Source organism: Achromobacter sp. K91, assembly GCF_003576205.1.
Lineage (GTDB): Bacteria > Pseudomonadota > Gammaproteobacteria > Burkholderiales > Burkholderiaceae_B > Achromobacter > Achromobacter aegrifaciens.
The window spans coordinates 1-13,357 of sequence record NZ_QWFB01000026.1 but is presented as its reverse complement, the minus strand read 5'-3'; the positions used below and the strand labels follow the sequence as shown (position 1 = coordinate 13,357).

The following is a 13,357-nucleotide window of genomic DNA, read 5'->3' as shown; positions in this document are numbered from 1 at the left end:
CGTTGATGTGATGGTTCAGGCGCCGGTTCAGCGGCGCAGCAGTTTGCCCAGGTATTGTCCGGTGTGGCTGGCGGACGTGCCGGCCACGTCTTCGGGCGTGCCCTGCGCCACCACGCGCCCGCCGCCGTCGCCGCCTTCGGGACCCATGTCGACCACCCAGTCCGCGGTCTTGATGACGTCCAGGTTGTGTTCGATGATCAGCACCGTGTTGCCGCTGTCGACCAGCTGGTTCAGCACCTGCAGCAGCAGCTCGATGTCGCGGAAATGCAGGCCCGTGGTGGGCTCGTCCAGGATGTAGAGCGTGCGGCCGGTGCTGCGCCGCGACAGTTCCTGCGACAGCTTCACGCGCTGCGCTTCACCGCCCGACAGGGTGGTCGCGCTCTGGCCCAGCCGGATATACGACAGGCCCACGTCGATCAGCGTGTGCAGCTTGCGGGCGATGGCCGGCACGGACTCGAAGTATTCCAGCGCCTGCTCGACCGTCAGGTCCAGCACTTCGCTGATGTTGCGGCCGCGATAGCGGATTTCCAGCGTTTCGCGGTTGTAGCGCTTGCCGTGGCAGACGTCGCAAGGCACGTACATGTCGGGCAGGAAATGCATTTCGACCTTGACCACGCCGTCGCCCTGGCAGGCCTCGCAGCGCCCGCCCTTGACGTTGAAGCTGAAGCGCCCCGGGTCGTAGCCGCGGGTGCGCGCTTCCGGCACGCCCGCGAAGAGTTCGCGGATGGGCGTGAACAGGCCCGTGTAGGTCGCGGGGTTGCTGCGCGGCGTGCGGCCGATGGGGCTCTGGTCCACGCTGATGATCTTGTCGAAGTTCTCCAGTCCCTGCATCGACACGTAAGGAGCGGGTTCGCTCTGCGCATGATGCAGCTGGCGCGACACGGCGACCGCCAGCGTGTCGTTGACCAGCGTGGACTTGCCCGAACCGGACACGCCGGTCACGCACACCAGCCGGCCCGCGGGGATGCGCAGGTCCACGTTCTTCAGGTTGTTGCCGCTGGCGCCCGTCAGGGTGAGCCAGGACAGTTCGTCGTTGACGGGGCGTCGCTTCGGGATGGCGATGGCGCGCGCGCCGCTCAGGTACTGGCCGGTCAGCGACTGGGGGTCGCGCTGCACGGTTTCCGGGTCGCCCTGCGCCACCACCTGGCCGCCGTGCTCGCCCGCGCCCGGTCCCATGTCCACGACCCAGTCGGCCATGCGGATCATGTCTTCGTCGTGCTCCACGACGATGACGCTATTGCCTAGGTCGCGCAGGTGCTGCAGGGTGCCGATGAGGCGGTCGTTGTCGCGCTGGTGCAGGCCGATGGAGGGCTCGTCCAGCACGTACATCACGCCGGTCAGGCCCGAGCCGATCTGGCTGGCCAGGCGGATGCGCTGCGCCTCGCCGCCCGAGATGGTATCGGCGCTGCGGTCCAGCGACAGATAGTTCAGGCCGACGTTGTTCAGGAAGCTCAGGCGCGCCTCGATCTCGCGCACGATGCGTTGCGCGATCTCCTGCTTGGCGCCCGTCAGGCTCAGGTCGCGGAACCAGGTAAGGCAGGTCGACAGCGGCATGGCCTCGACCTCGTAGATGGCCTGGCCGTGGCGTTCGCCGCCGCGCGGATCCTGGCCGATCAGCACGTTGCGGGCCTCGGGCCGCAGGCGCGAGCCGCCGCAGTCCGGGCAGGTCTTGATGTTGCGGTACTTGCCGAGCTCTTCGCGCACGGTGGCCGAATCGGTTTCGCGCCAGCGGCGCTCCAGGTTCGGGATCACGCCTTCGAATGTATGGCGCTTGACCGTGCTGCGGCCTTTTTCGTTCAGGTAGAGGAACGAGATCTCTTCGTCGCCGGAGCCGTACAGCACCTTGTCGCGCAACGCCTCGGGCAGTTCCTCGAAGGGCGCTTCGATGTCGAATTCATAGTGCGCCGCCAGGCTGGTCAAGAGCGAATGCGTGAAGGCGTTGCGGCGGTCCCAGCCGCGGATGGCGCCGGCCGCCAGGCTCAGCTCCGGGAAGGCGACCACGCGCTTGGGGTCGAAGAAGCCGACCTGGCCGATGCCATCGCAACTGGGGCAGGCGCCCATGGGATTGTTGAAGCTGAACAAGCGCGGCTCCAGCTCGGGCAGGCTGTGGCTGCACACCGGGCAGGCGTAGCGGCTGGAGAAGACCTGTTCGCGGCCGCTGTCCATGTCCAGCGCCAGGGCGCGGCCCTCGGCCAGCTGCAACGCGGTCTCGAAGCTTTCCGCCAGGCGCTGCTTGCTTTCAGGCTTGATGCGCAGCCGGTCGATGACGACGTCGATGTCGTGCTTCTCGGTCTTCTTCAGCGGCGCCATGCCGTCGATTTCGGTCAGCTGGCCGTCCACGCGCAGACGCACGTAGCCCTGCGCCTGCAGGCTGGCGCATTCGTCCTCGAAACTGCCTTTCTTGCCGCGGGCTATGGGCGCCAGTACCGCCAGCCGGGTTTCGGGCGTCCAGGACAGCACCGCGTCCACCATCTGGCTGACGCTTTGCGCCTGTAATGGCAGGCCGTGGTCAGGGCAATAGGGCGTACCGACCCGCGCGTACAGGAGGCGCAGGTAGTCGTGGATCTCGGTGATGGTGCCGACGGTGGAGCGGGGGTTGTGGCCCGCGGCCTTCTGTTCGATGGAGATGGCCGGGGACAGGCCCTCGATCAGGTCCACGTCCGGCTTGTCCATCAGCTGCAGGAACTGGCGGGCGTAGGCGGACAGGCTTTCCACGTAGCGGCGTTGGCCTTCCGCGTACAGCGTGTCGAAGGCCAGCGACGATTTGCCCGAGCCGGACAAGCCGGTGACGACCACCAGCTTGTGGCGTGGCAGGTCGAGCGAGACGTTCTTGAGATTGTGGGTGCGCGCACCCCGAATGCGTATTGTCACGTCCATCGGGCTCTTTTAAGCGGTTTCAAAGGCCAACTTGGTACTATAGCGCGCCGAATCCCCCTGCGTTCGGGGCAGTACTCCAGCCTGGATAGACCCGGGGGGCGGCGCCGCACCGCCAGATCAGACCGTGAGCGTGTGACATCCACGCGCGCGGGCGAGTCCTAGTCATCGTTGAATTTTTCGCATGCAGGCAGATAAAAAACTGAAATTGACCCCGTCCGAACGCCGCGCCAGCGTGGCGCTGGCCGGACTGTTCGCCGCGCGGATGCTGGGGCTGTTCCTGTTGCTGCCCGTCTTCGCCGTGGCCGCCGCCGGCATGCCGGGCGGGGACGATCCGGCCCGCGTCGGCCTGGCGCTGGGCATGTACGGCCTGACCCAGGCCTTCATGCAGATTCCCTTCGGCCTGGCGTCCGACCGCTGGGGCCGGCGCCCCGTGGTGCTGTTCGGCCTGCTGCTGTTCGTGGCGGGCAGCATCGTCTGTGCACAGGCGTCCGACGTGTACTGGATCACCATCGGCCGCGCCATCCAGGGCGCCGGGGCGATTTCCGCGGCCGTCACTGCCTGGCTGGCGGATTCCACCCGCGACGAGGTCCGCACCCGGGCCATGGCCATGGTAGGCGGGTCGATCGGCCTGTCCTTCGCCGTGTCGCTGGTGCTGTCGCCCGTGCTGGTGGGCTGGTGGGGCCTGTCCGGCCTGTTCTGGACCATCGCCTGTCTGGGCGTGATCTGCCTGGCCGTGGCCGGCTGGGTGGTGCCCGTGGTGCCGCTGACCCAGGCCCGCACCATGCAGGCCGCCCGGCCGCGCGAAGTCCTGACCCACAGCGACCTGCTGCGCCTGAATTTCGGCGTTTTTGTCCTGCACCTGATCCAGGTGGCGCTGTTTGTCGTGGTGCCGGCCCTGCTGGCGAAGGTGGGCGGCCTGGACGCGCGCGAGCTCTGGAAGGTCTATCTGCCGGTCATCCTGGTTTCCTTCGTGCTGATGGTGCCGGTGGTGTTCGTCGCCGAAAAGCGCCGCGCCCATCGCGGCGCCCTGCGCGCCGCCGTGGCCGGGCTGGCGCTGGTGTGCGCCTTGCTGCCCGCGGCCAGCCATGGCTTCTACACCCTGGCAGCCGCCCTGACGGGCTTCTTCGTGGCCTTCAATGTGCTGGAAGCCCTGCAGCCGTCGCTGGTGTCGCGGGTCGCGCCGCAGGCCTACAAGGGCTTGGCGCTGGGCTTCTACAACACCGCCCAGGCCGCCGGCCTGTTCGCGGGCGGCGCGCTGGGCGGCTGGCTGGCCTCGCATTCCGGTTCCAGCGCCGTTTTCATCGCCGCCGCCGCCCTGTCGGCGATCTGGCTGGCGGTGACCTGGGCGCTGCGGCCGCTGCCCGAACCGGACCGCCAGGCATCGGCGCGGGCCGGCTGAAAAGTCGGGATCCCACCCCGAAAAGCGCCCAACAGACGCGAAAATTCCATGGCTGGGGTGGACGGCTTTGTCACATCCTGGTTTGGCGCGGCGGGCGCTTTTCGTCGATAATACGCATCAAATCAGGGCTTCACTCAGGGTTCAACCCGGCGTCGCCGGTCATCGTTGCGGTGACCGGCGTGTTTCATGAAGCCGGTCTTCAACATCATCGCTTTTATGTTGTTGCCGGCGCGTCCGCGGCAACGCACACGCAGGCTGTCAACAACAGAGGGACAACGGCATGGCATCGGTTAACAAAGTCATACTCGTGGGCAATCTGGGACGCGACCCGGAAGTCCGCTACAGCCCCGAAGGGGCGGCAATCTGCAATATGTCCATTGCCACCACCTCCACCTGGAAAGACAAGGCTTCGGGCGAACGCCGCGAAGAAACGGAATGGCACCGCGTCGTCATGTACAACCGCCTGGCTGAAATCGCCGGCGAGTACCTGAAGAAGGGCCGCTCGGTCTACATCGAAGGCCGCCTGAAGACGCGCAAGTGGCAAGACAAGGACACCGGCGCTGACCGCTACAGCACCGAAATCGTTGCCGACCAGATGCAGATGCTGGGCGGCCGCGAAGACGGCGGCGGCGGTGGCGCAAGCTTCGGCGGCGGTGGCGGCTACGACGACGCGCCTTCGCGCCCGCAGCAGCAGCGCGCCCCGGCCCAACGCCCGGCCCCGCAACAGCGCCCGGCTCCCGCCGCGGCTCCGGCCAGCAGCGGCGCTAATCTGGCGGATATGGACGACGATATTCCGTTCTAAGCCACAGCCCGGCATCAGACTTCAACAAGAACCCGGTAAATTCCTGATTTACCGGGTTTTTTGTTGCCCCTGGCGGTAGTGTGGGCCGACGCGTTCGAGAGGCCGACTCGCGGATGGGGCGCCATTCCGGCATAGGTGAGGCGAAGTCCTGGTGTTGCTGGAATTATTTTGTTTCACAAAACCCCCTTGCGCTATCTACCTAGTAGTAGATAAGATTCATCCATCGACGCAGCAAACCAAACACCCGCCGACGTCGAAACCAGAAATACAGTAGGACCGCTTTTTTTATTTCCCTTCTTGTCTACCTATAAGTAGATAGTTTTTCGAACCGCTACGCAATCGTTATCTGGAGATCAACCATGAAGACCCTCGTATCCGCCCTGATCCTGTCCGCTTCCTTCATTGGCGCCGCCCAAGCCGGCGAGCTGGACTATCCGCCTGCCCTGAACACCGAAAGCACGGTGACCCGCGCCCAAGTGCAGCAAGAGCTGGCCCAGGCCCGCGCCAATGGCGAACTGGTGTCTGGCGAAGAAGGCTACGCCGCCACGATCTTTGCCGCCTCTGGCGACAAGAGCCGCGCCCAGGTCCAGAAGGAACTGGCCGCCGCCCGCGCCCAAGGCCTGACCGACAGCGCCGAACTGGCTTACCCGCCCGTGCAAGGCTGAGTTTTTTTCCCTCGATATCTATCTATAAGTAGATAGCTCCATCGAAACCCTGATGCAGCACCTGATCCTTACTGGAGATCAACCATGAAGACCCTCGTATCCGCCCTGATCCTGTCCGCTTCCTTCATCGGCGCCGCCCAAGCCGGCGAACTGGACTATCCGCCTCCCCTGAACACGGAAAGCACGGTGACCCGCGCCCAGGTGCAGCAGGAACTGGCCGAAGCGCGCGCCAATGGCGAGCTGGTGTCGGGCGAAGAAGGCTACGCCGCCACGATGTTTGCCTCGGTCGGCGACAAGAGCCGCAAGCAAGTGCAGCAGGAATTGGCCGCCGCCCGCGCGCATGGCCTGACCGACAGCGGTGAGCTGGACTACCCGCCCGTGCAAGGCTGAGTTTCATGCCGGTACATGCGGATCCCGGGGGGCGGGATGATTCCCGGCCGGGGTCCGCAAGGGTTTTGGAGCAGTGGCAACGCTGCCGGAACCGATGACGAATCAACCTATTAGTAGGTAATATTCAGCCATGGACACTCCTACTTCCAACACCACTCGCGAACAGCTTCTGGCGCACGCCGAGAAGCTGATCCGCACGCGCGGATGCAACGGCTTCAGCTACCGCGACCTGGCTGAGCACGTGGGCGTAAAGACGTCCAGCATCCACTATTACTTTCCGGGCAAGGACGACTTGCTCTACGAGGCGGTCGAAGCCTACAGCGCGCGCGCGCTGGCCGCGATGCGCGGGATCGACACGTCGCTGCCGGCGCAAGCGCAGCTCGACCAATATCTGTCGATGATGGAATCGCGCGCCTGCGGGTCGGGCGAGCTCTGTCTGGCCGGCATGCTGGCGGCCGAGGTCAATTCGCTGCCCGAACGCGTGCGTGGCGCATTGCAAGGATTCTTCCGCGCGCACGAAGCCTGGTTGGCACGCGTGCTGGCCGAAGGGGCGGCGCAGGGCACGATGAAGTTCTCTGGCACGCCGGAGGCGGCTGGCCGCGCGGTGTTCGCCACGGTGCAAGGTTGCATACTGGTGGCGCGCCTGTTCCAACAGCCCGCGGCATTGTGCGAGGCCATCGGCGCGCTGTACGTGGAGTGCGACGGCAAGCACGGCGGCGGCGCCTGAGCGTTCCCGCTCCACGCAGCCCATCAACCACGGCCGCCATGCGCAAGCAGGCGGCCGTTGTGTTTTGCGCGGCGGGATCAGGCCGCGAGCAGCGCCCGCGCCATGTCGACGCTGGTGCGCGCCTGGATACCCAGGTCGCGCATGCGTTGCTGGAAGGTTGCCTGTGCGTCTTCGAAGCCCGCAACGGGGCTCATGCAGTCCGTCAGCAACACCAGGCGCGACAGGTCGCGGCCGGGCAGGTGCTCGGCCAGGTGTTCGACAGTGGCCTTGACGCAATGGCTGCCGGCCTGGCCGGCGATCAGGATGAGTTCGGCGCGGTCCAGCGAATCGAGCAGGCTGCGGTTGAGCTGGCTGCGCGGATCGTCGGCATCAGGGACTTCGGCCATCAGCGCGCTGTAGTGTTCGGTCCAGGGGTTCATGCCCTTGGGCACCTTGCGCACGATGAACTGGCGCTCGTCTTCCCAACGGCTGTAGGCCGCGCGCACGTCCGCATGCACGTTATGGCCCCAGGTGCCGATTTCGCAATGCAGCGGCCACACCATCAGCGTGTAGCGGCCGCGCGCCTCGAGTTCGTCCAGGTACGACAGGGTACGCGGCAGGTCGTCGTCGTGGCGGGGCCGGAAATCGCCCGCGCGCAGCTGTGCCGCCGTGATCTGCGTGTACGGCGCCACGGGCTGGCCGTCGCCGGTGGACCAGAAGGTCGGATGGGCGATGTCCAGGCGGTGGTGCGAATCCAGCGTCACCGTGATCGAGGTAAGCGCGGGCGCGGTCGTGTCGATGAAGTGCGCGAGCCGCTGCATGTCGGCGTGGGCGCCGGCCACAGGCAGGGCGGGCGCGTGCGCGGCGCCCGTCACGGGATCCGTGGGCAGGTACGACTCGGGCAGGTCGCAGAAGTCATTCTGCGGATCGATGATCAGTAGATGATTGGAGCGCGGCATGACGACGTTCGGGACAGGCGAACTCGAAATATAGAACGGGATGGCCATGTCTTTCTAGAAAAGTACCAGATGCTCGGCGCGGTCTGGTAACTGCTTGAGCAGCTCGCGCCACTGCAGCCAGACGCTGCCCCCGGCTGAAACGGCGATCACTGCGATAACGATCCACATGTCAGGCTCCTGGAAAATTTCGCACGGCCGTGCGAAATTAAAGTAAAGAATTGCCGGCACGGGCCGGCGCTGGAAATACGGCTACTCGAGGTACTTGAAACTGCGGTAGGTGGAAATCAATCGTTCATAGGCCGCCCGCACGCGCTGGGGAGCCTTGGGATCCCGCAGGAAGCGGGCATCGTGCATCAGCCCGATCATCAGGCTGTAGACCTCGAATACGAGCTGCTCGGGATCCGTGTCCGGCCTGACGTGGCCGGCTTCGAGCGCCTGGTTGACCGTGCGCAACATGGCGCCGCGCCAGCGCCGTAGATTGCCCTCCAGCACCGAGCGCAGCGGCGATTCCACGTCGTCATATTCGAAGGCGCCGGCCACGTAGATGCAGCCCGTCAGCGTTTCGACATTGCTGGCGCGCTCGATCCAGAGCGAGACCAGGGCGTTGAGCCGCGGCAGGCCGCGGGGATGGGCCAGGGCCGGGGTGAACACGGCTTCAAGGAAGCGCCGGTCGTATTCGTCCAGCACCGCCTGCTGCAGGGCTTCCAGCGAGCCCACGCGCGAGAACACGCCGCTCTTGCTGATGCCCAGGCGCTTGGCCACCTGGCCGAGCGACAGGCTCTCCATGCCTTGCGCCGCAGCCATGTCCAGGGCCGCGTCCACAATGGCCGCGAAGGTCAGCTCGCTTTTCTCGGTTTTGGCAGTCATGCGGCAAATTTAGCACGACCGTGCGAAATTGATCTGGCTTTTTTCAGGGTCGCGCCCCGAAAAAAAACCGGACAGCCAGGCTGTCCGGTCTTGTTGCGGCAAAAGCGCGCCGGGATCAGGCCTGGTTGGCCTTGAACTCCAGGCGGTACTTGTGCAGCAGCGGCTCGGTGTAGCCGTTGGGCTGGGTCAGGCCTTCGAACACCAGCGCGCAGGCAGCCTTGAATGCCAGCGAGGTGTCGAAGTTGCCGGCCATCGGGCGGTAGAGCGTATCGCCCGCGTTTTGGCCGTCGACCACCTTGGCCATGCGCTTGAAGGTTTCCATGACCTGCTCGCGGTTGGTCACGCCGTGGCGCAGCCAGTTGGCGATGTGCTGGCTGGAGATGCGCAGCGTGGCGCGGTCTTCCATCAGGCCGACGTTGTGGATGTCCGGCACCTTGGAGCAGCCCACGCCCTGGTCGATCCAGCGCACCACGTAGCCCAGGATGCCCTGCACGTTGTTGTCGAGCTCCTGCTGGATGTCCTGCGCGGACCACTTGGACGGATCGCCGACCGGCACCGTCAGCAGGCCGCCCAGCAGGTCATCGCGCACGCTGTCGAGCTTGGTGCGTTCCAGCTCCTGCTGCACCGCCTGCACGTCGATCTGGTGGTAGTGCAACGCGTGCAGCGTGGCTGCGGTGGGCGAAGGCACCCAGGCGGTGTTGGCACCGGCCTTGGGATGGGCGATCTTCTGTTCCAGCATGGCGGCCATCAGGTCCGGCATGGCCCACATGCCCTTGCCGATCTGGGCGCGGCCGCGCAGGCCGGCATCCAGGCCGACCAGCACGTTGTTGCGCTCGTAGGCGGTGATCCAGGCGGTGGACTTCATGTCGCCCTTGCGCAGCATCGGGCCGGCTTCCATGCTGGAGTGCATTTCGTCGCCGGTGCGGTCCAGGAAGCCGGTGTTGATGAAGGCCACGCGCGCGGCGGCGGCCTCGATGCACGCCTTGAGGTTGATGCTGGTGCGGCGCTCTTCGTCCATGATGCCCATTTTCAGGGTGTTGCGCGGCAGCTTGAGCAGGTCTTCGACGCGGTCGAACAGTTCGCTGGCGAAGGCGGCTTCGACGGGGCCGTGCATCTTCGGCTTCACGATGTAGACGGAACCGGTGCGCGAATTCAGCTTGTGCTTGCGGTCCTGCAGCGCGGCCAGGCTGGTGACCACGGCGTCCAGGATGCCTTCGGGGATTTCGCGGCCCTCGCGGTCCAGGATGGCCGGGTTGGTCATCAGGTGGCCGACGTTGCGCACGAACATGAGCGAACGGCCATGCAGGGTCAGCGGCGAACCGTCGGGACGCGTGTAGTCGCGGTCGGCGTTGAGCTTGCGGGTGAAGGTCTTGCCGCCCTTGGTGACCTCTTCGGTCAGGTCGCCCTTCATCAGGCCGAGCCAGTTGCGGTAGATATGGACCTTGTCCTCGGCATCCACGGCGGCGACGGAATCCTCGCAGTCCATGATGGTGGTGAGCGCGGCTTCCACCAGCACGTCCTTGACGCCTGCGGCGTCGGTGGCGCCGATGCTGTGGCTGCGGTCGATCTGGATTTCGAAGTGCAGGCCGTTGTTCTTGAGCAGGATGGCCGTAGGCGCGGAGGCCTCGCCCTGGTAGCCGGCCAATTGCGCGGGATTCTTCAGGCCGGTCGAGCCATTGGCCAGCGCCACGCGCAGTTGACCGCTTTCCACGGTGTAGCCGCGGGCGTCGGCATGCGAGCCCTGGGCCAGCGGGGCGGCGGTGTCCAGGAAGGCGCGGGCGCGGGCGATGACGGCGGCGCCGCGTTCCGGGTTGTAGCCGCGGCCCGTGTCGCCGGGCGTGGCGGGGATGGCGTCGGTGCCGTAGAGCGCGTCGTACAGGCTGCCCCAGCGCGCGTTGGCGGCGTTCAGCGCGTAGCGCGAGTTGGACATGGGCACGACCAGCTGCGGGCCGGCCTGCTGCGAAATCTCGGTGTCGACGTTGTCGGTGGTGGCGCGCACACTGGCCGGCTGCGGCAGCAGGTAGCCGATGCCTTCCAGGAATTTGCGGTAGGCGGCCGGATCGGCGATGGGGCCGGGGTGGGCGCGGTGCCATGCGTCGAGCTCGGCCTGCAGGCGGTCGCGTTCGGCCAGCAACGCGCGGTTCTTCGGAGCCAGGTCGTCCACCAGGGCCGCGAAGCCTTGCCAGAAGCCTTCGGCATCCAGGCCGGTGCCGGGCAGGGCTTCCTGTTCGATGAATTGATTGAGATTGGCCGCCACTTGCAGGCCGTGGTGCTGGATGCGTTGAGTCATGCGGTTCTCTAGCGGTAAGGGACTGGCCGACGCCGCGCGCCGGGCGTATCTGGTCTCGACATCATCGTTCGCGCCTGCCGCAATGTCCATATCAAAACCCACTGGTCATACCAGTTTGTGCACTGCCGTATGGGCAAAGCCGTAATTTTTATGGTTTTATATCAGCTACTTACGGGGGTGTGATGCAAGAGGTCCGATCGGGGATGCGCTTGGTCATACCACTGGTGCGGAGAGTGCATGTACGCGGAAACTGAAGAAAAGCCTCGCCAGGTGGCGGACGAGGTCGCCGAACGGATCGAACGCCTGATCCTGGACGGCGTGCTGAAGGCCGGCCAGGCGCTGCCTTCCGAACGGCGTCTGACCGAGAAGCTGGGCGTGTCGCGCACGGCCCTACGCGAAGGGCTCAAGCTCTTGCGCGCGCGCGAGATCATCCACACCGCGCAAGGCAAGGGTTCGTATGTGGCGCACATATCCAAGGTGGATGCCGGTCCGCTGATGCACCTGTTCAATTCGCAGCCGCGCACGCTCTACGACCTGCTGGAAGTGCGTTCGCTGCTGGAAGCCGAGTCTGCCCGGCTGGCGGCCATACGCGGCACCGAGGCGGATTTCATCATGATCCGCCGCCGTTATGACGAAATGGTGGCGGCGCAGGGCACGGCCACCGACACGGCGACGCACGCGCATCTGGACCATGCCTTTCACCTGGCCATCTGCGAGGCTTCGCACAATTCGGTGCTGGTGCACACGCTGCAATCGCTGACGGACTTGCTGCTGGGCTCGGTCTTCGCCTGCGTCAACAACCTGTACCACCGCCAACCCGAGAAACGCCAGATCGACCGGCAGCACACGCGGCTGTTCAACGCCGTGACGGCGCGCCAGCCGGAGCAGGCGCGCAAGGCGGCCGCGGACCACGTGGACAGCGTGCGCCAGAGCCTGGCCGATATCGAGCAGGAAGAGCAGCGCCTGGTGCGCGCGACGCTGCGGCTGGAAGGCTGGAGCTAGCGTCCTGCGCTCTCGCGGGGCAGGACGCATGAGGGCGCGTCGTGGTTCAGCGGTCGGCCATGGCGCCGCTGCCCGCCAGCGCCAGCGGCTTGCCCGCGTACACGCGGCCAAAGCGGTTGTTGATGAACGCATCCAGATCGATGGCTTCCTGCCCGACGAACCCGCGTTGCGGCAATGCGCCCTGCGCCACCAGATCCAGCGCGGCGCAGATGCCGGCGGCGGTGGACAGCTGGATCGCGCTCAGGCGATGGCCGTCGACGTCCGCGCCGAAGATGCGGATGGGGTAGGACTCCTCTTCCAGCCGGCCATGGCGGCGGCCCGATGCCGAAGCCTGGATCACGATTACGTCCTGTTCGGTCGTGGGAATGGCGGCTTCGAAAATTTCCTTGAGCAGGTCGCGGCGGTCCCGCAAGCGCAAGTCGTTGAGCAGCAATTTCATGATGCTGCAGTGGCCCGGGTAGCGCACCGATTTGTAGTCCACGTTGCGGGCGCGGCCACGCAAGGTGGCGGGCAGGGTGCCCAGTCCGCCGGACGTGTTGAAGGCTTCGTACTCCACGCCGTCCAGCGCGAAGGTCTCGTAGCCTTCCAGCGCGGGCACGCTGGTCAGTTGGCCGTCGACGATGGCCTCGCAGGGATTGCAGTACTCGTTGATCAGTCCCTCGGTGCTCCAGGTCAGGTTGTAGCGCAGGCTGTTGGAGGGATAGCGCGGCAGGGCGCCCACGCGCATGCGCAGATCCAGCAGGGTATCGAAGCGGCGCGCCAGCGCGTTGCCGACCACGCCGATGAAACCCGGGGCCAGGCCGCATTGCGGCATCAGCACGCTGCGGGCGTCTTCCGCCAGCGCCTGGATGGCGTGCGTGCTGGCCACGTCTTCGGTCAGGTCGAAGTAGTGCACCCCCGCCTTGGCGCACAGGCCGGCCACCGCGGCGGCGCGGTGAAAAGGCAGCGCGTTGATGACCGCGTAACGCCCCTCGATGCATTGCGCCACGGAGTCGTCGCCGGAAATCTGACGGGTTTCACAACCCAGTTCGGCCACGATGCGCAGCCGTTCGGGATCCTGGTCGGCTACCAGTACCGAATAGCCGCCGCTGCGTTCCAGCATCAGGGCAATGGCGAAACCGATTTTTCCGGCGCCCAGAAGTACGACGGGCCGGGGAGAGGCGGTGGTCATGGTGCGGCTCCTGCATGGATGGGGGAGAGGGTGAGCTCATCCTATGCGCGGTCGCTGTCGATGTGTAGAGACTAAATAGTCGAATCGGCCGTATGTAACGTCAATTCGACTTAATTAAATATCGAAACGTCAAAAACAAAGCCCTCCGGTTTGGGGCCGGAGGGCTTTGGGGCGCTGCCTGGCCGGGGAGGCCAGGCAGCGCCCCAAAGCCTGTCTCTTATACACATCT

The 13,357-nt window shown here is 65.8% G+C and carries 11 protein-coding genes; 6 read left to right on the top strand and 5 right to left on the bottom strand.

The genetic code is table 11. From position 1 onward, the window contains the following. Nucleotides 1-27: 27 nt before the first annotated feature. Nucleotides 28-2,871, bottom strand: coding sequence for an excinuclease ABC subunit UvrA (gene uvrA / locus DXK93_RS07205; protein ID WP_370126359.1), 2,844 nt, complete (start codon nt 2,869-2,871; stop codon nt 28-30). Nucleotides 2,872-3,058: 187 nt separating this feature from the next. Here uvrA and DXK93_RS07200 point away from each other — a divergent pair, with 187 nt between their 5' ends. The 5 genes from DXK93_RS07200 (at nt 3,059) to DXK93_RS07180 (ending at nt 6,860) form a co-directional block, all read left to right on the top strand. Further along, nucleotides 3,059-4,276: an MFS transporter gene (locus tag DXK93_RS07200; protein WP_119449720.1), complete on the top strand. Its 1,218-nt coding sequence runs from the start codon at nt 3,059-3,061 to the stop codon at nt 4,274-4,276. Nucleotides 4,277-4,556: 280 nt separating this feature from the next. Then, nucleotides 4,557-5,078 (top strand): single-stranded DNA-binding protein, encoded by a 522-nt coding sequence (gene ssb, locus DXK93_RS07195; RefSeq protein ID WP_119449719.1) that lies wholly within the window; start codon nt 4,557-4,559, stop codon nt 5,076-5,078. 359 nt (nt 5,079-5,437) lie between these two features. Then, on the top strand, nt 5,438-5,743 hold the full coding sequence (locus DXK93_RS07190; RefSeq protein ID WP_042795957.1) for a DUF4148 domain-containing protein: 306 nt from the start codon (nt 5,438-5,440) through the stop codon (nt 5,741-5,743). An 84-nt stretch (nt 5,744-5,827) separates the two neighbouring features. Next, nucleotides 5,828-6,133: a DUF4148 domain-containing protein gene (locus DXK93_RS07185; RefSeq protein ID WP_119449718.1), complete on the top strand. Its 306-nt coding sequence runs from the start codon at nt 5,828-5,830 to the stop codon at nt 6,131-6,133. Nucleotides 6,134-6,263: 130 nt separating this feature from the next. Next, nucleotides 6,264-6,860, top strand: a complete 597-nt coding sequence (locus tag DXK93_RS07180; protein WP_119449717.1) for a TetR/AcrR family transcriptional regulator — start codon at nt 6,264-6,266, stop codon at nt 6,858-6,860. A gap of 77 nt (nt 6,861-6,937) precedes the next feature. Here the strand turns inward: DXK93_RS07180 and DXK93_RS07175 are convergent, their stop codons facing one another. From DXK93_RS07175 to DXK93_RS07165, 3 genes are all read right to left on the bottom strand, one after another. Beyond that, nucleotides 6,938-7,798 (bottom strand): hypothetical protein, encoded by an 861-nt coding sequence (locus DXK93_RS07175; RefSeq protein WP_054457305.1) that lies wholly within the window; start codon nt 7,796-7,798, stop codon nt 6,938-6,940. 249 nt (nt 7,799-8,047) lie between these two features. After that, on the bottom strand, nt 8,048-8,665 hold the full coding sequence (locus DXK93_RS07170; protein ID WP_054457157.1) for a TetR/AcrR family transcriptional regulator: 618 nt from the start codon (nt 8,663-8,665) through the stop codon (nt 8,048-8,050). A gap of 115 nt (nt 8,666-8,780) precedes the next feature. Beyond that, nucleotides 8,781-10,955, bottom strand: a complete 2,175-nt coding sequence (locus tag DXK93_RS07165; protein WP_119449716.1) for a malate synthase G — start codon at nt 10,953-10,955, stop codon at nt 8,781-8,783. Between the two features lie 237 nt (nt 10,956-11,192). Between DXK93_RS07165 and glcC the strand changes: the two genes are divergently transcribed. After that, entirely contained in the window at nt 11,193-11,957 is a 765-nt protein-coding gene (gene glcC / locus DXK93_RS07160; RefSeq protein ID WP_119449715.1) for a transcriptional regulator GlcC, read from the top strand. Between the two features lie 46 nt (nt 11,958-12,003). Here the strand turns inward: glcC and DXK93_RS07155 are convergent, their stop codons facing one another. Next, nucleotides 12,004-13,128: a saccharopine dehydrogenase family protein gene (locus DXK93_RS07155; RefSeq protein WP_054457155.1), complete on the bottom strand. Its 1,125-nt coding sequence runs from the start codon at nt 13,126-13,128 to the stop codon at nt 12,004-12,006. Nucleotides 13,129-13,357: the final 229 nt, after the last annotated feature.

Bases quoted from the DNA above. Each gene is read 5' to 3' on its own strand.
- DXK93_RS07200 (WP_119449720.1), top strand. From the start codon at position 3,059: ATGCAGGCAGATAAAAAACTGAAATTGACCCCGTCCGAACGCCGCGCC.
- ssb (WP_119449719.1), top strand. From the start codon at position 4,557: ATGGCATCGGTTAACAAAGTCATACTCGTGGGCAATCTGGGACGCGAC.
- DXK93_RS07190 (WP_042795957.1), top strand. From the start codon at position 5,438: ATGAAGACCCTCGTATCCGCCCTGATCCTGTCCGCTTCCTTCATTGGC.
- DXK93_RS07185 (WP_119449718.1), top strand. From the start codon at position 5,828: ATGAAGACCCTCGTATCCGCCCTGATCCTGTCCGCTTCCTTCATCGGC.
- DXK93_RS07180 (WP_119449717.1), top strand. From the start codon at position 6,264: ATGGACACTCCTACTTCCAACACCACTCGCGAACAGCTTCTGGCGCAC.
- DXK93_RS07175 (WP_054457305.1), bottom strand. From the start codon at position 7,798: ATGCCGCGCTCCAATCATCTACTGATCATCGATCCGCAGAATGACTTC.
- DXK93_RS07170 (WP_054457157.1), bottom strand. From the start codon at position 8,665: ATGACTGCCAAAACCGAGAAAAGCGAGCTGACCTTCGCGGCCATTGTG.
- DXK93_RS07165 (WP_119449716.1), bottom strand. From the start codon at position 10,955: ATGACTCAACGCATCCAGCACCACGGCCTGCAAGTGGCGGCCAATCTC.
- glcC (WP_119449715.1), top strand. From the start codon at position 11,193: ATGTACGCGGAAACTGAAGAAAAGCCTCGCCAGGTGGCGGACGAGGTC.
- DXK93_RS07155 (WP_054457155.1), bottom strand. From the start codon at position 13,128: ATGACCACCGCCTCTCCCCGGCCCGTCGTACTTCTGGGCGCCGGAAAA.